This is a genomic window from Paracoccus angustae, assembly GCF_042648745.1.
Classification (GTDB): Bacteria; Pseudomonadota; Alphaproteobacteria; order Rhodobacterales; family Rhodobacteraceae; genus Paracoccus; species Paracoccus angustae.
Map to the genome: position 1 here is coordinate 486,643 of NZ_JBHRXY010000001.1, position 17,517 is coordinate 504,159.

Below are 17,517 nucleotides of genomic sequence, written 5' to 3' on the forward strand. Positions count from 1 at the left end.
CGCAAACTGATCCAAGGGAGGATATACCATGATCAGACAAACCCTCATCGGGCTTTCCATCGCCGCCGTTGCCGGGAGCACGGCGCTTGCACAAGAAGCCGCTCGATCAGATTGGCCCAACACCGTTGTCATTGGAACAGCTTCGCCTGGCGGAACTCACGCGATCTATGGCCAAGGTGTCGCGAGCCTCATTTCTGAGCATGTTGGTGTTCCGGCCTCAACCCAGCAAACCCAGGGTCCAACCCAGAACCTTGTTCTGGTCCACTCTGGACGGATCGACATCGGTCTTACCACTATGGGACCGGCCTATGAGGCGCTACAAGGTGAACTGGATCTCGATCCCGGCATCAAATACGATGACATTCGCGCGCTCTTTCCAATGTATGTAACGCCCTTCCAAGGTGCAGCACTCGAGCGCAGCGGCATTAAGTCCTTGGGCGATCTTGCTGGAAAGACCGTTGGCGCTGGGCCGCGCGGAGGAACTGGCGGAACCTACTGGGCACGGTGGTTTGATGCGCTGGGCATAACCGTCAATGTGCAGAATGGCCCGTTGGGAGACCAAACCTCCCAACTCGCGGACGGCCGACTTGATGCCGTGACCACGGCCGCTGGACTGCCGATCGCCGCGTTCAGTGAGCTTGAGACGCTCGCTCCCACAGTCTTCTTCGGGCTGACCTCAGAGGAGATTGAAACGTTGAAGTCCTCGGTTCCCTATGCCCAAGAGTTCACGATCCCGGCCGGTACCTATTCGTCGCAAGCGGAGGACATCACAACACTTGCGATGTGGAACGTGGCCTTCGCCAGCTCCCAGATGTCGGAGTCGCTTGCCTACGAGATCGTCAAGGCGGTATTCGAAAACCAGGAAGACCTTGTCGCCACCCACGCCTCGGCATCCGAAACCCTGCTCGAGAACGTCACGGCCAACAGCTTCCTTCCCTACCATCCGGGTGCAGTCCGTTTCTATCGCGAGCAGGGCATTGACCTGCCTGAGGCACTCGTACCTGCAGAGATGACGGAGTAACCAGACCATGACTGCAGCTCCGGCCCGTGTCAGCGCCATCGATTCCCCGATATGGGGCAACAGCTTCGCAGATAAGGAGATGCGCGCGATCTTCGACGGCGATGCATATATAGCGCGCTGCGTAGAGACCGAGGTGGCGCTAGCGCGGGCGCAGGCCGGGTTGGGGATAATCCCCGTCGAGGCGGCCGAGGGAATCTCGGCCGCTGCAAAAACCTGTCAGTTCGACATGGAACGCTTGCGGAGCGAGACCGAGATCGTCGGTTATCCCATTCTGCCCATCGTAGAGCAGCTCGCGCCGGCGGCAGGGGAAGCGGGACGCTTCCTCCACTGGGGCGCCACCACCCAGGATATCATGGACACTGCCACGGTTCTGCAGCTCCGTGAGGGGCTTGCCCTGATTGCCCGGCGGGTAGACGCGGTCCGGTCCGCGCTCGCAACGCTTGCCCGCAAGCACCGTGATACGCCCATGGCAGGCCGAACGCACCTTCAGCACGCGCTGCCAGTGACCTTCGGCTACAAGGCTGCCGTCTGGCTATCCTCTTTGGACCGACACGCCCGGAGGCTAGAGGAGATCGCGCCGCGTGTGACGGTGGTGGAGTTCTCGGGCGCAGCGGGCACACTCGCCTCACTCGGCTCAAGGGGGCTCGAGGTGCAGGAGGCTTTGGCTGCCCAACTGGACCTTGGGGTACCCGCAATTACCTGGCACTCCGCGCGTGACAGCGTGACCGAGGCGGTGCAACTGCTGGCGTTGATCTCGGGCAGCTTGGCCAAGATCGCCTTCGACATCTCGATCATGATGACGACAGAGCTTGGTGAGGTTTCCGAGCCTTTCGTCCGGCATCGAGGTGCGTCGAGCACGATGCCCCAGAAGCAGAATCCGGTGTCTTGCGAGCTGATCCTGGCGAGTGCGAAAATTGTCCGCAATCACGCAACCTCCATGCTGGATGCTATGGTCCACGATTTCGAGCGTGCGACCGGACCCTGGCATCTGGAATGGTCGGCCATCCCAGAGGCGTTTGCTCTTACTTCCGGCGCGTTGGCACAAGCCGAGTTCATGCTCGGCGGTTTGGTTGTGCACCCCGCCAATATGGCGCGTAATCTCGGCCAGTCCCGCGGCCTTATTGTCGCTGAAGCAGTGATGATGGCGCTTGCTTCGTATACAGGGCGCAAGGAAGCGCACGACATTGTCTACGCCGGCTGTCGCCGTGCAGTGGAAGACGATGTAAGCCTTGCTGAGGCTCTGGGCACGATACCTGAGGTGGTCGAGGCACTTGGCATCGAAGAAATCGAGCGCCTGACGGATCCGCGAAACTATCTTGGAACCGCACCTGACATGGTGGACAGGATGCTTGCAGGACGATGAGCATGAGACTGGAAGCCGATGCGTTTGGCGACGTCGAAATACCCGCTGATCGACTTTGGGGAGCCCAAACACAGCGGGCCATCGCCACTTTCGGTGCTGGTGAACCTCGACTGCCGATTGCGCTGCTACGGGCCTTTGGGCTGCAAAAATCGGCAGCCGCACGGGCGAATGCCGTACTGGGCGCTCTCGATGAAGAGCGTGCGGCGCTGATCGTACGCGCGGCAGGGGAGCTTGCCGCCGGAGCGTTTGACGATCACTTCCCGCTTCCCGTCTGGCAGACCGGAAGCGGCACCCAGACAAACATGACGGCGAACGAGGTCATCGCCAACCGCGCGAACCAGCTTGCAGGCGCTCCGTTGGGCGGCAAGCGGCCCGTTCACCCCAACGATCACGTCAACCGCAGTCAGTCGTCGAACGATAGCTTTCCGACAGTTATGCATATCTCGGCGATCATTGAAACGGAGATGCATCTTCTTCCTGCGCTACGGGATCTCGCCGCAGCGCTTGAGGATCGGGCAGCCGCCTTTTCTGATCTCGCGCGTCTGGGCAGGACCCATCTCAATGATGCTGTTCCTGTACCGTTTTCACAGGGCTTTTCGGCGGCTGCGGTGGAAATCCGCAGGATTAGCTGCCGTATGGCTGATGCCGTGGCGGATCTTCATGATCTCCCCCAAGGAGGCACCGCGGCAGGAAGCGGATTGAATGCACCCGACGGCTTCGATGAAGCCTTCTGCAGGCACCTCCAGGATGCTACTGGTCGACCTTTCCGTGCCGCCGCGGTCAAAGTCGAGGCCATGGCCGGGCATGATGCGCTTGTTGCATTGTCAGCCACCTGTGAGGCGCTCTCTGTTGCCCTTACCAGGCTCGTGAACGACATTCGGCATCTTTCCTCCGGCCCGAATGCGGGGATCGGCGAATTGATCCTGCCCGATGACGGGCTCACCTCCTCGATTATGCCGGGGAAGCGAAACGCCACCCTTGGCGAAGCGCTGCTACAGGTGTGTCATCACGTATGTGGCAACCACACCTGCCTGACACGGGGTGCCGCATCCGGTGTGTTCGAACTGAACGTGTCTAAGCCGGTGATCATCCACGCGCTGCTTGGCTCCATCGCCGCCCTTAGCCAGAGCATCCCCCGCTTCACCTCGGGCTGCTTGGCAGGCATTCGCCCGAATAAAAGGCGAATTCTTGAAAATCTCGATCGATCGATGATGGCTGCTACGGCTCTGACTCCGCATCATGGTTATGACGTCGTCGCGTCACTGATACGGCGGGCAGAGGCTGACGGTTTGACGTTGCGGGAAGCGGCCATCCAGGATGGCCTGATGACCGTGGAAGAGTTCGACCGTCTTGTGGACCCTGTTCGCCTCGCACGGGGCGGTTTGGCCGTCGTACCCTCTATCATCAACAAAGAATCCTAATGAAAATCCTTCAGATCCTTGAATCGCCCTTGCCCATCACTTCTCCGGGCGCAAATGCCATGGTGGATTTTGCAGGTCTTACGACAACTGCGGTTGCCGTCGTTTCCGACCAGATGCGCGAGGGAAAACCACTTGTTGGCTTTGGTTTTGGCTCCATAGGGCGTTGGGCTGTGGGCGGCATTCTGCGCGACCGGATGATCCCACGCTTGGTGGCGGCAGACCCGGCGGATCTGAGGGACGACTGCGGCCTAGTAGATCCATTCCGCTGCTGGGATGTGGCCATGCGCAACGAAAAGCCCGGCGGGCACGGTGACCGTGCCTCGGCCATGGGTGCGCTTGACATGGCATTGTGGGACCTGCGCTCCAAAGCCGAGGAACTTCCGCTCTACCGGCTGCTTGCGAACCGCTTTCGCAGCGGTGTGGCTGACGCCGACGTCGCAGTCTATGCAGCCGGTGGATATTATGTCCCTGGTAAAGGTGTCGAAGCGCTCGTTGACGAGCTTAAAGGCTATCTGGACCTTGGATACCGTGAAACCAAGATCAAGATTGGTGCGGCCTCATTGGCAGAGGACCTGGCGCGGATCGAAGCTGCAGTCGCGACCATGGGAGGGGGCGACCGCGTAGCCGTTGATGCCAATGGCCGCTTTGATATTCAGACCGCGCTCACCTATGCCAAGGCGCTGGAACCATTCAAACTTCGCTGGTTTGAAGAGGCGGGCGATCCCCTTGACTTCCGGCTGCAGGCCGTTCTCGCAGAGCATTACGATGGTCCGCTGGCAACAGGAGAGAACTTGTTCTCCTCCCAAGACGCTCGCAATCTTCTCCGCTACGGGGGCATGCGCGCAGACCGGGACATTCTGCAGTTCGACTGCGGCCTTGCCTACGGTCTTCCAGACTACCTGCGAACCCTGGACATCATGCACTCGCATGGCTGGAGCCCCCGAAGTGTCCATCCGCATGGTGGGCACCAGATGTCGCTGCATCTTGCTGCAGGCCTTGGGCTCGGCGGCAACGAGAGCTACCCTGGCGTGTTTCAGCCGCTTGGCGGCTTTGCCGACAACTCGGAGATCAAGGACGGACGGGTAACACTGCCTGACGTGCCCGGCGTGGGATTGGAACTGAAGGGCGACCTCTGGAACTGGCTGAATGACACGTTCGATGCGTGATTGGACCTGTACCGGTTACATTCCCGTCGTCTGAGAGCGATGCTCACGAAGAGGAGACTGGATATCTGAGCGACATGTAGCAAATCATATGGCTTGCGCGAGACACCAGAGGCAGGTTCGGCTGTCGTCAGGCGGGAGGTGGGGGATCGTAACCATCCGACGTAGGCCGCGGTCGCCCTTGCGCCCGCGAAAGCAGAAGATCTCGCCCGCATGCGGATCGCGCCCGAGCCCCTGCTGAACCGTAAGTGCCAGGGTGTTCATGCCGCGCCGCATGTCCGTCACCCCGCCCGCGATCCACACACGCACCCCCGCCGGGAAGGCGATCATCAAGCGTCCAGCACCGGGAGGAGCCGGGCCAGCATCTCCGGGTCCGCAGTGGAAGGGAAGAGAAGCCGACGCCCATTCCGCAACACGATCTCAAGCTGGATATCCAGCGTATCACGCCGCGCCACTGAGGCCGTCGCGGGCACTGCCGCAGGCGCCTCTGGCGAAAGCGTCAGCGGGATGAATGCCGGCGTCTCGTCGCCAAGTTCACCGTTCCGATACTGCCGCCGCCATGTCGTCAGAAGAGAGCGCGAAACACCGTGCCGCCGGGCCGTCGCCGCAACCTGACGATGCCTCAGAAAGCTCTCCTCCACGATCCGAAGCTTGTCGGCATCGCTCCAGTGCCGCCGGCGCGGCACGTCCGCGGCAGACAGAACTTCGATTCCAGGTCTGAACGTATGGTCGGCCATAAGGTCGGACTTATCACCGACGCCGAAATCCCGTCAGACGGCCTCCACCGGAGGGATACGGAACAGCCAGGCGGAGGTGAAGAAGAACAGGATCTGGAAGATCGAGTTGAAAACCACCCGACCGGCGACCTACTGGTTGTCGCCTGCATTGCCGGGTCATAGCCAAGTCTCAGCGAGCGGCCGGTGTCTTGGCGGAGGAGATGAAAACTCGACCGCCCCTCTCCGCGCAATCTTGAGGGGTAGGCTGTGTAGACCAAAGGTTGCCTAGCCTTGCATATCCATCCAGCTAGCGTTGTTCTTTCCACAGAAACAGCACCATACGGAGCTTCCTCGATTGTGGCGAAGTGCCGAACCCAGAGGAGCTGCTCCTTCAGTGTCCGGATCGCTCGTTCGGCCACGCCGTTGCCCTCGGGCTGACGAACAAAGGCGGGCGAACTGGTCATGCCGAGGAACTGGATCTCGCGCTGGAAATTGCCCGACATGTAATTAGAGCCGTGGTCGTGGCGCAGCACGAGACCCTGGGCCACGCCAGGCCCCTCGAGTGCGCCGAAGTGCCTGGCCACGCCTTGCCGGATCGGGTCCAGCGCCTCCCAGCGGCTGGCGCTGGAGGCGGCGTGGATGCCCACAAATTCGCCCGAGCAGTGGTTAACCGCGACAAAGACGTGGGCATCACCAACTTTCGCTCATTGCTCGGTGCCGTCGACCAGCAGGTGCAAGGCTCCCTGATCAGTACTGTTCAAATGGTCGACGAGGCGGCCGGATCTTGCGCGACGGTCGCCCCAGTACCGAGCGCGACGATCCGACAAAACTTCCGGTTGGAGAGCAGAAGAGCGTATAACGCCTATGAAACTTCCGGATCTCTTCCCGTGGAGCCAATTCCCCAAGCGGGAAGAACTGCCGAAAGCTCAACAAAAAACCGGATGTTCTGTGACCTTCACCAACACATACACTTCGGCATACCCGTGAGTAATCCCGTTCTGATCCGGGACGGGCGCGCGCCTAGCGCGCGTCCCGCAGCACGGCGGCCAGCAGGCCGGGCCGCACTTCGTCGCTGACGAAAGCCTCGCCGATGCCGCGCGCCAGGACAAAGCGCAGGCGGCCGTCCACGACCTTCTTGTCCTGCCCCATCAGCGCGATCAGCGCCGCGTCGTCGGGCAGATCGCCCGGAATGTCGCGGATGGCGGCGGGCATTCCCATGTCGCGCAGATGCGCCAGCACGCGCGACGGCGCTTCCTGGCTGCACAGCCCCATGCGCGCCGACAGGTCAAAGGCCAGGGCGCAGCCGATCGCCACCCCTTCGCCATGCAGCAGCCTGCCGGAATAGCCGGTCGCGGATTCCAGCGCATGGCCGAAGGTGTGGCCCAGGTTCAACAGCGCGCGTTCCCCTTGTTCGGTTTCGTCGCGCGTGACGATCCCGGCCTTCATGGCGACGGAATGGGCGACCGCGTGCTGGCGCAGGGCCATGTCGTCGCGCAGGCGAGGGGCGTTCACCTCCAGCCATTCGAAGAAACCAGCATCCCCCAGCAGCCCGTATTTCGCGACCTCGCCATAGCCCGCCAGGAAGTCGCGCGGGGCCAGCGTGTCCAGCACCGCGATGTCGGCCAGGACCAGCGAAGGCTGGTGAAAGGCGCCGATCAGGTTCTTGCCGTGGGGGCTGTTGATGCCGGTCTTGCCGCCGACGCTGCTGTCCACCTGCGCCAAAAGGGTGGTGGGGATCTGCACGAAGCGCACGCCCCGGCGCAGGATCGCCGCCGCAAAGCCCACCAGATCGCCGATCACCCCGCCGCCGAAGGCCACCACGATGTCGCGCCGCTCGACCCGCTGGTCCAGCAGCCATTCGACGCAGGCGGTCAGATGCGGCCAGCTTTTCGTCGACTCGCCTGCGGGCAGAACCAGCGCCTCGGACGCGATCCCCTCGGTTGCCAGGGCGGTCTGCAAGCGCGGCAGATGCAGCCCCGCCACCGTTTCGTCCGTGACGACGGCGACCCGGGGGCGGCGCAGCAGCGGCGCGATCTCGGCGCCCGCGCGGTCGATCAGGCCCGCGCCGATGCGCACGTCATAGGCGCGATCGCCCAGGGGCACATGAACGGTGACGGGTTCGGGATGATGGGTCATGGCGTCTCGGTCACAAGGTCGGGGTCGGCGGCGCGGATGGCGTCCAGAAGCCGGGTCGTGGCGGCATCGACGCTGTCGCCGGACCGGGCGGGAAAGGTCAGTTCGGCCAGGGCATAGGTCGGATCGCGTTCGGCCAGCAGGCGGGCCAGCGTGCCCCTGGGATCGGGGGTTTGCAGCAGGGGCCGCGTGCTGCGCTGGCGCACCCGGTGCCACAACGTTTCCAGATCGCAGGCCAGCCAGACCGACAGGCCCGCCGCCTTGATGGCCGCGCGGTTGCGGTCCTGCATCCAGGCCCCCCCGCCGGTCGAGATCACGCGCGGCGATTCCCTGAGAATGCGCGCGATCACCTGCGCCTCGCGGTCGCGGAAGAAGGCCTCGCCGTCCCGGGCGAAGATCTCGGAAATGGACATGGCCGCCGCCGTCTCGATCTCGACATCCGAATCGGTGAAGGGCACATGCACCCGCCGGGCCAGTTCCGACCCGAGCGCGGTCTTACCCGCCCCCATCATCCCGACCAGCACGATATGACGCCTCAGGCGCTGGCGCATGTCCGTCCCCCGTTTCTTGGCCCGACTGAATGGCGTGATCTTTCGGAAAATGCCATATATATTCCGGCCGAGCCGGCGGAAGACCGGTCCGAGACACGAAAAACAACGACGAACGAGGCAAAATTCGATGCGGCTGCTCAAGGTTCTGGTGGTGCTGATTCTGGCGGCGGTGATCGGTTTGGCCGGTTACGCCTATTTCGGCGACATGCAGCCGGTCCGGTCCGAGGTGCGCAGCCCCGTCAGCGGCGCCCCTGCCCCAGCGCCCGCCGCAAACGGGGCGGAGGCCGAGTGACGGGCCGCCGTTCCCGCCTGCTGCCGCTGGCCCTTGCGGTTGGCCTGTGCGGCCCTGCCGGGGCCGAGCCGCCGCTGTCGGCCAGCGACTGGCTGTCGGGCAGCGTGCGCGGACCGGACCGCGAAAGCTCGGCCTGGCGGCCCGGCGACAAGCCGCCCCCCGGCCTGCCCGGCGCGCCCGGTCCCAAGCCGGTTGCCACCACGGGCGCGGTGGGATCGGTTCAGGTCACGCGCCTTGGCAACGGCAATCCCGACGCCGCGGGCCTGATGACGCCGCGCAAGGCGGGTCTTCCCCCCACCCTGTGGCAGGGCAGCAGTCCCGCCGTGCTGGCCGACCTGATCCTGCGCACTCCGGCGCGGCTGCCTGCGATGAACGCGCTGCTGAACCGCGTTCTTGTCACGCAGTTGATCCCGCCCCCGGCGGAACCCGGCGCGCCGCAGGGAACGCTGTTCCTGGCCCGCGCCGACCGCCTGCTGGATGCGGGCGCGCTGGACCGGGCGCAGGCCCTGCTGATCGCCGCCGGGCCCAGCGACCCCGAGATCTTCCGCCGCCTGTTCGACATCGCGCTGCTCAAGGGGGACGAGGGGCGGGCCTGCGACATCATGAACAACACCCCCGGCATCGCCCCCAGCTTTGCCGCGCGGATCTTCTGCCTGGCGCAGACGGGCGATTGGGCCGCCGCCGCGATCAGCCTGCACGGGGCGGAAAGCCTGAACCTGCTGGACCGGCGCCAGGCGGTGCTGCTGACGCATTTCCTGGACGATGCCTATGTGGACAGCGACCAGGCGCTGCCCCCGTCCGACCGCATGACGCCCTTGGATTTCCGCATCCGCGAGGCGATCGGCCAGCCGCTGCCCACCTCGTCCCTGCCCATCGCCTTTGCCCATTCCGACCTGCGCCCGATGAACGGCTGGAAGGCCCGCCTGGAAGCGGCCGAGCGTCTGGCCCGCGCCGGGGCCATTCCGCCCGCCACCTTGCGCGCCCTTTACAGCGAACAGAAGCCCGCGGCCTCGGGCGGGGTCTGGGAACGCGCCGGGGCGATGCGCACGCTGGAAGCGGCGCTGGCGGGCGGCGATCCGTCGCCGGCCCTGCCCCAGGCCTTTGACGAGTTCCGCATGGCCGGCATGGCCGACGTGCTGGCCGCCATGATCGCCGCCGACCTGCCGGAAGGCGGCACAACAGGCCGGCCGGCCGAGATCGCGGCATGGTTGCGGCAATGGCAGGGCCTGCCGACCCCCGTGCCGCTTGTGCTGGATCCGGCGCTGAAGGCCGACCCGGCGGCGGCCCCCGGCACCCACAAGGGCGAGGCGCTGCTGAACGCCATGGCCGATGTGGACGCGGGGCTGGACGGCGACCTGCCCCGCGCCGGGCGCGGCCTTGCCGCCCTGCGCGCGCTCGGGCTGACGGCCGAGGCCGATCTGGCGGCCGCGCAGCTGTCGCTGTTGCCGGTGATGCGGCAAGACCCATGATCGCCGACCATCGCGCCATCTCGGCCTTTCTGGACGCCAAGGCCGCCGAATCCGGCTCTGCCCGCAACACGGTGCTGGCTTACGGCCGCGACCTGCGCGACCTGTCGGACTGGCTGGCCGCGCGCGGGCTGGCCCTGGCCGACCTGACCCGCGAACGGGTCGAGGATTACTTGGCCCATTGCGACGCCCAGGGCCTGTCGCGGGCGACACGGGCACGGCGCCTGTCGGCGATCCGGCAGTTCACGCGTTTCGCGCTGGAGGAAGGCTGGCGCGACGACGACCCCGCCATCCGCATCAGCGGGCCGGGCCGCGCCCGGCGGCTGCCCAAGACCCTGGACCGGGCCGAGATCGACGCCCTGCTGGCCGCCGCCCCCCAGGTCGGGCGCACGGATGCCGAACGGTCCCGCAACCTTTGCCTGATCGAGCTGCTTTACGCCACGGGGATGCGCGTCAGCGAACTGGTGACCTTGCCGGTCGCCGCCTGCCGGGGCGATCCCAGGGTGCTGCTGATCCGGGGCAAGGGCGACAAGGAACGCATGGTGCCGCTGACCCCGCCCGCCCGTCGCGCATTGTCGGCCTGGCTGGCGGTCCGCGACAATGCGGCCAGGGACAGCGCGCTTGGACGCCTTGTCGCGGGCAAGGGCGCGCGCTGGCTGTTTCCCGCCCCCGGCGCGGCAGGCCACATGCCCCGCCAGACCTTCGGGCGGCTTCTGAACGACATGGCGGTGGCCGCCGGCCTGTCGCCGTCGCGCGTGACGCCGCATGTCATCCGCCACGCCTTCGCCACCCATCTGCTGGAAGGCGGTGCCGACCTGCGGTCCATCCAGACCCTGCTGGGCCATGCCGACCTGGGCACGACCGAGATCTATACCCATGTCCTTGACGAGCGGATGCGCGATCTGGTTCTGACCCATCATCCCCTGGCGCGCAAGGGCGGCATGGCAGGCTAGAACAGGAACCTTGCCGCCCGGACGGCAAGGTCCCTGGCGCCATCGAACATGGTCGCGAACTGGAACGTCACCAGAAACAGCAGGGGATATTCCATTTCCGGCCGGATGGTCCAGTTGCGGCGTTCGCGCTGTTTCTGAACGATGCGCGCCAGAACCGGCATCACGGCAAAGGCGATCACCGTCCCGACGATTGCGCCCACCACCACGTCGCTGAGAAAATGCATCCCGAAAAGAACGCGCGCCGCGCAGACCAGGAACGCCGCATGCAGAAACAAGGCGATGCCCGCACGACGCGAGATCAGGAAGATGCATCCGGCAAGAACAAAAAACATGACGGCATGGTCGCTGGGCATCGAACTCCATTCCTCGAGAAAGACCGAGGTTTGGACCTCGGCGCCCATGACCTCCGCCGTGGCGAGGGGACGTGGCCGGAACGGCATGAAATTCGCCAGAAGCCGCCCTGCAAGGATGGCGACCATCGCGGTCAGCAGGGTTGCGATCAGCCGGGAATGCTTTCCGGGTTGCCCATCGTTCCGAAACCACAGATACCAGAAGACGGCAGCCGGCACCGCACCCTTGACCAGGCCGTTGCCCACAAAAGGCGCCATGATGCCGCGGACCAAGCGCGATTGTTCAGTCCAGTCGATCACGTTTCTTGAAATGGAAAAGTCGATTTCTGCCAATGTGCCGAACAAGGACGACATTCCAACCCCAGCAATATCAAATTCGCTTCTGACACAAATATGTTACAGAACTGTTTACCTCCACGGCAACAAAGAATGAGTTTTTCCGTTAACGACTGCGGCCCAAGCGGAGCGGGCGCATGAAACCCCAGCATCGCCTTGAACCGGCAGGGGATCTGCGCCCCGCCGGCACGCAAACGACCGGGATCATGCTGCTGCTGGCCGCGATCCTGGGCTTCACCATGATGGATGCGACGGCGAAGCACCTGACGCAGACTTATCACCCTGGCCAGGTCGTCTGGGCGCGTTTCGTCGGCAACCTGCTGATCTTCGCGCTTATCTTCCGCGCCGCCATGTTCCCGCTGCTGCGCACCCGCCGCCCCGGCCTGCAATTCGCCCGCGCCCTGATGCAGCTGGGTTCGGTCGGGCTGTTCTTTTCCTCGCTCCAGGTGATCGGCCTGGCCGAGGCGACGGCGATCATGGACCTGAACCCGGTGCTGATCACGCTGGGCGCGGCGCTGTTTCTGGGCGAAAGGATCGGCCCGCGGCGGCTGGCGGGCATCGGCGCGGCCCTGATCGGCGCGCTGATCATCATCCGTCCCGGCATGGGCGTCTTCCAGCCCGCGGCCCTGCTGCCCCTGGCGGGGGCCTTCACCTATGCGGCGGGCGCCCTGCTGACGCGAATGGCGCGCGCGGATTCGGTCGCCACATCGGTCATGTGGTCGGCGGTCGTGGGCAGCGCGCTGACCTCGCTGGTCGCGCCCTTCGTCTGGCAGCCCATCGCCCCGTCCGACCTGTGGGCCTTTGCGCTGCTGGGCGTCTTCGGCACGCTCAGCCAGTATCTGCTGGTCCGCGCCTTCGCCACGGCCGAGGCGGGGGTGCTGGCGCCCTTCGGCTATACCGGGTTGATCTGGGCGGGGCTGTGGGGCTGGCTGCTGTTCGGGCAGCTTCCCGATCTCTGGACCGTGGCGGGCGCCGCCCTTATCGTGGCGGCGGGCCTTTATGTCTGGTCCCGAGAAGCCCGCGCGGCACGAAAGACCCCATGAGCCAGCCCGATACACCGCCCCTGTCCGACCGCATCGCCAACGCGGCCTTCCTGTCGGTGATCGGGCTGGCGCGCCTGCTGCCCTATGACAAGCGCATTCCCGCCGTGGGCTGGCTGTTCGCGCATGTGCTGGCGCCCCTGGCCGGGTGGCGCCGGCGCATCCGGGAAAACCTGGCGCTGGCCCGTCCCGACCTGACGGCGGAGGAAGTCAGGGCGCTGACCCGCGCCGTTCCCGACAATGCAGGCCGGTCCGTGGCCGAGATCTATTCGGGCGAGGAATTCACCCACCGCATCCACGACGCCGACCCGCTGGAAGGCCCCGGCCTGCCCGCCCTGGAGGCCGCGTTCGACGCGCAGCGCCCCGTTATCGTCGCTTGCGCCCATTTCGGCAATTACGACGCCATGCGCGCGGCCCTGGCGGGGCGCGGCTGGCCGGTGGGCGCCCTGTACCGCCCGATGAACAACGAGGCGTTCAACCGCCACTACATTCCCGCCATCCATGCCATTGCGGAACCCCTGTTTCCGCGCGGACGATCGGGCCTGACCTCGATGCTGCGGTTTCTCAAGGGCGGCGGCTGGCTGGCGCTCGGCTTCGACCAGTATGATCGCCATGCGCCGGAACTGTCCTTCTTCGGCCTGCCCAGCCGAACCGTGCTGACGCCTGCGGAACTCGCGCTGCGCTATGACGCGCTGCTGGTGCCGGTGCATGGCATCCGCCGCCCCGACGGGCTGCGGTTCCGCGTGCGTGTGGGCGAACCCGTCGAGCACGGCGAACCGGCGGCGATGATGCAGGCGCTGAACGACGATCTGGAAATGCTGGTGCGCCGGCACATGGACCAGTGGTTCTGGGTCCACCGCCGCTGGAAATGACAGGAACGCACAACCGCTGCGCATGCACGCGCCTTGCGGCGCGGTCGGGTCGGCCCCTACATCGCAGGCGACGCGCATCCTGCGCATAAAGGGATAACCATGAAGAAGATCGGCTTTCTGTCCTTCGGCCACTGGTCGCCCGAACGCGGTTCCCAGGTCCGCACCGCCCGGGACGTGCTGCTGCAATCCATCGACCTGGCGGTGGCCGCCGAGGAACTGGGCGCGGACGGCGCCTATTTCCGCGTCCATCATTTCGCCCGCCAGCTTGCCTCGCCCTTTCCCTTGCTGGCCGCCGTCGGCGCGCGCACCAGCCGGATCGAGATCGGCACCGGCGTTATCGACATGCGCTATGAAAACCCGCTCTACATGGTCGAGGACGCGGGCGCGGCCGACCTGATTTCCGGCGGGCGCTTGCAGCTCGGCATCAGCCGGGGCAGCCCGGAACAGGTGGTCGATGGCTGGCGCCACTTCGGCTATCGGCCTGCCGATGGCGAAAGCGACCAGGACATGGCCCGCCGCCATACCGAGGTCTTCCTGCAACAACTCGAAGGCAAGGGCTTCGCCCGCCCGAATCCCCGCCCGATGTTCCCGAACCCCCCGGGACTGCTCAGGCTGGAGCCGCATTCCGAAGGGCTTCGCGACCGCATCTGGTGGGGCTCGGCCTCGGACGCCACGGCCGAATGGGCGGCGCGGATGGGCATGAACCTGCAAAGCTCGACCCTCAAGGTGGACGAATCGGGCGAGCCGTTCCACGTCCAGCAGGCCCGCCAGATCCGCGTCTATCGCCAGGCCTGGGCGGCCGCGGGACACGAACGCACGCCGCGCGTGTCGGTCAGCCGGTCGATCTTCGCCCTGGTCAGCGACATGGACCGCCGTTACTTCGGGCGCGGCGGCAAGGACAGCGACCAGATCGGCAACATCGACAACTATCGCGCCGTGTTCGGGCGCGGCTATGCCGACGAGCCCGACCGCCTGATCGAGCAACTGCGCGAGGACGAAGCCATCGCCGAGGCCGACACCCTGCTGTTGACGGTGCCCAACATGCTGGGGGTCGATTACAACGTCCATGTCCTCGACAGCATCCTGCGCCACGTCGCCCCGGCGCTCGGCTGGCGCTAGCCCAGCCCGGTTTCGCGCAGATACAGCCTGACCGCGTCCGCCACATGGCGGAAGCGGTCGCCGCCCAGCTGCCTGCCGCCGTACCACCGCGTCACGATCACCACATGATCCCGCAGCCCGGCGCGGTCCAGCATTTGCAGGATCAGCGCGCCCGCGCCCGCCTCTCCGTCGTCGTCCTTGACCGGCTCGCCCGACAGGATCGCGGCCCAACTGTTGTGCGTCGCCTTGGCGAACCGCTTGTTGCGCTTCAACCCGGCCAGCAGCGCCTGCGCCTCGGCCCGGCTGGCCGCCGCCCCGCCCGACACCGCATAGCGCGACCCCCGGTCCGAGATGATCTTGTCGAAGACCTGCATTCACCTTTGCCCAAATATCCTGGGGGGATCGCGAAGCGATGGGGGCAACGCCCCCTTAGCCCCGCCGCCGCACATACAGCTCCAGCCGGTGGTGGACGATCTCGTATCCCATTTCCGCCGCGATCTCGGCCTGCAACCGCTCGATCCGGTCGTTGATGAACTCCATCACCTCGCCCGTGTCCACGTCGATCATGTGGTCGTGGTGGCGCTGGTCGGCGGCCTCCCACCGGGCAGGCTCGCCCTGGAACTCCAGCTTCTCGATCACGCCCTGGGTCTGCAATGTGGTCAGGGTCCGATACACCGTGGCCAGCGACACGCCCGCCCCCGCAATCTCGGCCCGGCGGTGCAGTTCGGCGGCGTCGGGATGATCCTCGCTGCCGGCAATGACGCGCAGCAGCGCGGCGCGCTGCCGCGTCACCCGCACCCCCGCGTCGCGCAGGGCCTGTTCCAGCCGTGTTGCCCGGTTCTCCATGGAACCTCCATGCCGCATCCCGCGTTCAGTTGCAACTAATTCTCATCTATTGACAGTTGCGAATCGCTCTCACATAACTTGGGCATGAACCACAGTTGCCGGAACCCCAAGCTGATGACACTGCCGCTGGCTGCGGCCCTGGCTGCCTGCCTTGCCCTGCCCGCCCATGCCGAACGGCTGAAGGTCGCGACCACCTTCACGATCATCGCCGACATGGCCCGCAATGTCGCGGGCGACGCGGCCACGGTCGAATCGATCACGAGACCGGGCGCGGACATCCACAACTATCAGCCGACCGCTGGCGACATGGTGCGGACCTGGGACGCGGGGCTGATCCTCGCGAACGGGTTGAACCTCGAATCCTGGTTCCAGCAGTTCATCGACCAGTTGGGCGATGTGCCCGTCGCGGTGGTGAGCGACGGCGTGCAGCCGATGTCGATCACCGGCGGGGATTACGACGGCAAGCCCAATCCCCATGCCTGGATGGCGCTGGAATCCGCGCTGATCTATGTGGACAACATCGCAGCGGCGATGGCCGGTGCCGATCCCGCCAATGCCGCGTCCTACCGGGCCAATGCCGAAGCCTACAAGGCGCAGATCACCGCAACCATCGCCCCCCTGCGCGATGCCGCCCGTTCGCTGCCCGCCGATCGCCGCTGGCTGGTCACGTCCGAAGGCGCGTTTTCCTATCTCGCCCGCGATTTCGGCCTTCGGGAACTTTACCTTTGGCCGATCAATGCCGATGCGCAGGGCACACCCCAGCAGGTGCGCCACGTGATCGACGTGATGCGGGAAAACGACGTGGGCGTGGTGTTCTCGGAATCCACCGTGTCCGACCGCCCCGCCCGCCGCGTCGCGGCCGAAACCGGCGCGGCTTACGGCGGTGTTCTTTACGTGGACAGCCTGTCCGAGGCGGACGGCCCCGTCCCCACCTACCTGGACCTGCTGCGCGTCACTTCGGAAACCATCGTGAACGGATTGCAGCATGACTGAAGGGATCGAGGTCAAGGGCCTGACCGTCGCCTACCGCAACGGCGTGACCGCCCTGCGGGATGCCGGCTTCACTGTCCCGCAAGGCTCGGTCACCGCCCTGGTCGGCGTCAACGGCGCCGGCAAGTCGACGCTGTTCAAGGCCCTGATGGGCCTTTTGCCCCATGCCTCGGGCCAGGTGCGCATTCTGGGCCAGACCGTCGAGCAGGCGCTTGCGAAAAACCTCGTGGCCTATGTCCCGCAGGCCGAGGAAGTGGACTGGACCTTCCCCGTCCTGGTCCAGGACGTGGTGATGATGGGCCGCTACGGCCATATGGGCTTTTTCCGCCGCGCCCGCCCCGTCGACCGGCAAGCGGTGGACGCGGCGCTTGCCCGCGTCAACATGGCCGGCTTCCGCAGCCGCCAGATCGGCGAACTGTCGGGCGGCCAGAAGAAACGCGTCTTTCTGGCCCGCGCCATCGCGCAAGAGGCGCGCGTGATCCTGCTGGACGAACCCTTCACCGGCGTGGACGTGCAGACCGAACAGGCGATCATCGCCCTGCTCAAGGACATGCGCGACGAAGGCCGGGTGATGCTCGTGTCCACCCACGACCTCGGCTCGGTCCCGGAATATTGCGACCGGGTGGTGATGGTGAAGGGGACGGTGCTGGCCAGCGGCCCGACCGAGACGACCTTCACCCCGGAAAACCTGCGCCATGCCTTTGGCGGCGTGCTGCGCCATTTCGTGCTGGGCGGCGCGGCGCTGCACGACGACGCCGACCAGCGCAGCCTGGATGTCTTCACCGACGACGAACGCCCGGCTGTCTTTTACGACCAGCGTGCCCGCAGGAAGGACGAATGACCCAAGCCTGTTCACCTTTGTCCAAATATCCCACGGGGGTGCGGGGGTGTGAAACCCCCGCATGC

The 17,517-nt window shown here is 65.6% G+C and carries 19 protein-coding genes and 1 pseudogene; 12 read left to right on the plus strand and 8 right to left on the minus strand.

Going from position 1 to position 17,517, the window contains the following annotated elements; genetic code table 11:
• The first annotated feature begins 28 nt into the window (after positions 1–28).
• The 4 genes from ACFOM8_RS02610 to ACFOM8_RS02625 are packed head-to-tail and all read left to right on the plus strand — an operon-like array spanning position 29 to position 4,971.
• Positions 29–1,021: a TAXI family TRAP transporter solute-binding subunit gene (locus ACFOM8_RS02610; protein ID WP_377759027.1), complete on the plus strand. Its 993-nt coding sequence runs from the start codon at positions 29–31 to the stop codon at positions 1,019–1,021.
• Between the two features lie 7 nt (positions 1,022–1,028).
• Positions 1,029–2,384, plus strand: coding sequence for a class-II fumarase/aspartase family protein (locus ACFOM8_RS02615; protein WP_377759029.1), 1,356 nt, complete (start codon positions 1,029–1,031; stop codon positions 2,382–2,384).
• A gap of 2 nt (positions 2,385–2,386) precedes the next feature.
• Positions 2,387–3,805, plus strand: coding sequence for a class II fumarate hydratase (locus tag ACFOM8_RS02620; RefSeq protein ID WP_377759031.1), 1,419 nt, complete (start codon positions 2,387–2,389; stop codon positions 3,803–3,805).
• Positions 3,805–4,971, plus strand: coding sequence for a mandelate racemase/muconate lactonizing enzyme family protein (locus tag ACFOM8_RS02625; protein ID WP_377759033.1), 1,167 nt, complete (start codon positions 3,805–3,807; stop codon positions 4,969–4,971). The genes ACFOM8_RS02620 and ACFOM8_RS02625 overlap by 1 nt, the downstream gene beginning before the upstream one ends.
• 84 nt (positions 4,972–5,055) lie before the next feature.
• Here the strand turns inward: ACFOM8_RS02625 and tnpB are convergent, their stop codons facing one another.
• The 5 genes and pseudogenes from tnpB to ACFOM8_RS02650 all read right to left on the minus strand — a co-directional run bounded on the left by tnpB (position 5,056) and on the right by ACFOM8_RS02650 (position 8,368).
• Entirely contained in the window at positions 5,056–5,298 is a 243-nt protein-coding gene (gene tnpB / locus ACFOM8_RS02630; RefSeq protein WP_377759035.1) for an IS66 family insertion sequence element accessory protein TnpB, read from the minus strand.
• Positions 5,298–5,705: an IS66-like element accessory protein TnpA gene (gene tnpA / locus ACFOM8_RS02635; protein WP_377759037.1), complete on the minus strand. Its 408-nt coding sequence runs from the start codon at positions 5,703–5,705 to the stop codon at positions 5,298–5,300. Before tnpA ends, tnpB begins: the two co-directional genes overlap by 1 nt.
• 326 nt (positions 5,706–6,031) lie before the next feature.
• A pseudogene (locus ACFOM8_RS02640) lies at positions 6,032–6,379 on the minus strand (IS3-like element ISMtsp5 family transposase); the annotation flags it as partial.
• A 325-nt stretch (positions 6,380–6,704) separates the two neighbouring features.
• Entirely contained in the window at positions 6,705–7,820 is a 1,116-nt protein-coding gene (gene aroB / locus ACFOM8_RS02645) for a 3-dehydroquinate synthase (RefSeq protein WP_377759039.1), read from the minus strand.
• Positions 7,817–8,368 (minus strand): shikimate kinase, encoded by a 552-nt coding sequence (locus ACFOM8_RS02650; protein WP_377759040.1) that lies wholly within the window; start codon positions 8,366–8,368, stop codon positions 7,817–7,819. The genes aroB and ACFOM8_RS02650 overlap by 4 nt, the downstream gene beginning before the upstream one ends.
• A gap of 127 nt (positions 8,369–8,495) precedes the next feature.
• Between ACFOM8_RS02650 and ACFOM8_RS02655 the strand changes: the two genes are divergently transcribed.
• The 3 genes from ACFOM8_RS02655 to ACFOM8_RS02665 are packed head-to-tail and all read left to right on the plus strand — an operon-like array spanning position 8,496 to position 11,079.
• On the plus strand, positions 8,496–8,660 hold the full coding sequence (locus ACFOM8_RS02655) for a hypothetical protein (protein WP_377759042.1): 165 nt from the start codon (positions 8,496–8,498) through the stop codon (positions 8,658–8,660).
• Complete coding sequence (locus ACFOM8_RS02660; protein ID WP_377759043.1) at positions 8,657–10,129, plus strand: hypothetical protein; 1,473 nt, start codon at positions 8,657–8,659, stop codon at positions 10,127–10,129. The genes ACFOM8_RS02655 and ACFOM8_RS02660 overlap by 4 nt, the downstream gene beginning before the upstream one ends.
• Positions 10,126–11,079, plus strand: coding sequence for a site-specific tyrosine recombinase XerD (locus ACFOM8_RS02665; RefSeq protein WP_377759045.1), 954 nt, complete (start codon positions 10,126–10,128; stop codon positions 11,077–11,079). Before ACFOM8_RS02660 ends, ACFOM8_RS02665 begins: the two co-directional genes overlap by 4 nt.
• On the opposite strand, the gene ACFOM8_RS02670 is transcribed toward ACFOM8_RS02665, so the two are convergent.
• Positions 11,076–11,729, minus strand: coding sequence for a phosphatase PAP2 family protein (locus ACFOM8_RS02670; protein WP_377759047.1), 654 nt, complete (start codon positions 11,727–11,729; stop codon positions 11,076–11,078). The two genes, ACFOM8_RS02665 and ACFOM8_RS02670, sit on opposite strands and share 4 nt — an antisense overlap.
• A 173-nt stretch (positions 11,730–11,902) precedes the next feature.
• Here ACFOM8_RS02670 and ACFOM8_RS02675 point away from each other — a divergent pair, with 173 nt between their 5' ends.
• The 3 genes from ACFOM8_RS02675 to ACFOM8_RS02685 all read left to right on the plus strand — a co-directional run bounded on the left by ACFOM8_RS02675 (position 11,903) and on the right by ACFOM8_RS02685 (position 14,796).
• Positions 11,903–12,808: a DMT family transporter gene (locus tag ACFOM8_RS02675; RefSeq protein ID WP_377759049.1), complete on the plus strand. Its 906-nt coding sequence runs from the start codon at positions 11,903–11,905 to the stop codon at positions 12,806–12,808.
• Positions 12,805–13,677, plus strand: a complete 873-nt coding sequence (locus tag ACFOM8_RS02680; protein WP_377759051.1) for a lysophospholipid acyltransferase family protein — start codon at positions 12,805–12,807, stop codon at positions 13,675–13,677. Before ACFOM8_RS02675 ends, ACFOM8_RS02680 begins: the two co-directional genes overlap by 4 nt.
• Before the next feature lie 99 nt (positions 13,678–13,776).
• Positions 13,777–14,796, plus strand: a complete 1,020-nt coding sequence (locus ACFOM8_RS02685; RefSeq protein ID WP_377759052.1) for an LLM class flavin-dependent oxidoreductase — start codon at positions 13,777–13,779, stop codon at positions 14,794–14,796.
• Here the strand turns inward: ACFOM8_RS02685 and ACFOM8_RS02690 are convergent.
• Positions 14,793–15,149, minus strand: a complete 357-nt coding sequence (locus tag ACFOM8_RS02690; RefSeq protein WP_377759054.1) for a YigZ family protein — start codon at positions 15,147–15,149, stop codon at positions 14,793–14,795. The genes ACFOM8_RS02685 and ACFOM8_RS02690 overlap by 4 nt on opposite strands.
• A 55-nt stretch (positions 15,150–15,204) precedes the next feature.
• Positions 15,205–15,621: a Fur family transcriptional regulator gene (locus ACFOM8_RS02695; protein WP_377759055.1), complete on the minus strand. Its 417-nt coding sequence runs from the start codon at positions 15,619–15,621 to the stop codon at positions 15,205–15,207.
• Between the two features lie 114 nt (positions 15,622–15,735).
• Here ACFOM8_RS02695 and ACFOM8_RS02700 point away from each other — a divergent pair, with 114 nt between their 5' ends.
• Both ACFOM8_RS02700 and ACFOM8_RS02705 read left to right on the plus strand, forming a co-directional pair.
• Positions 15,736–16,614 carry a metal ABC transporter substrate-binding protein gene (locus ACFOM8_RS02700; RefSeq protein ID WP_377759057.1) on the plus strand — a complete coding sequence of 293 codons (879 nt, stop codon included), beginning with the start codon at positions 15,736–15,738 and terminating at the stop codon, positions 16,612–16,614.
• Positions 16,607–17,452, plus strand: a complete 846-nt coding sequence (locus tag ACFOM8_RS02705; protein ID WP_377759059.1) for a manganese/iron ABC transporter ATP-binding protein — start codon at positions 16,607–16,609, stop codon at positions 17,450–17,452. Before ACFOM8_RS02700 ends, ACFOM8_RS02705 begins: the two co-directional genes overlap by 8 nt.
• Positions 17,453–17,517 lie beyond the last annotated feature (65 nt).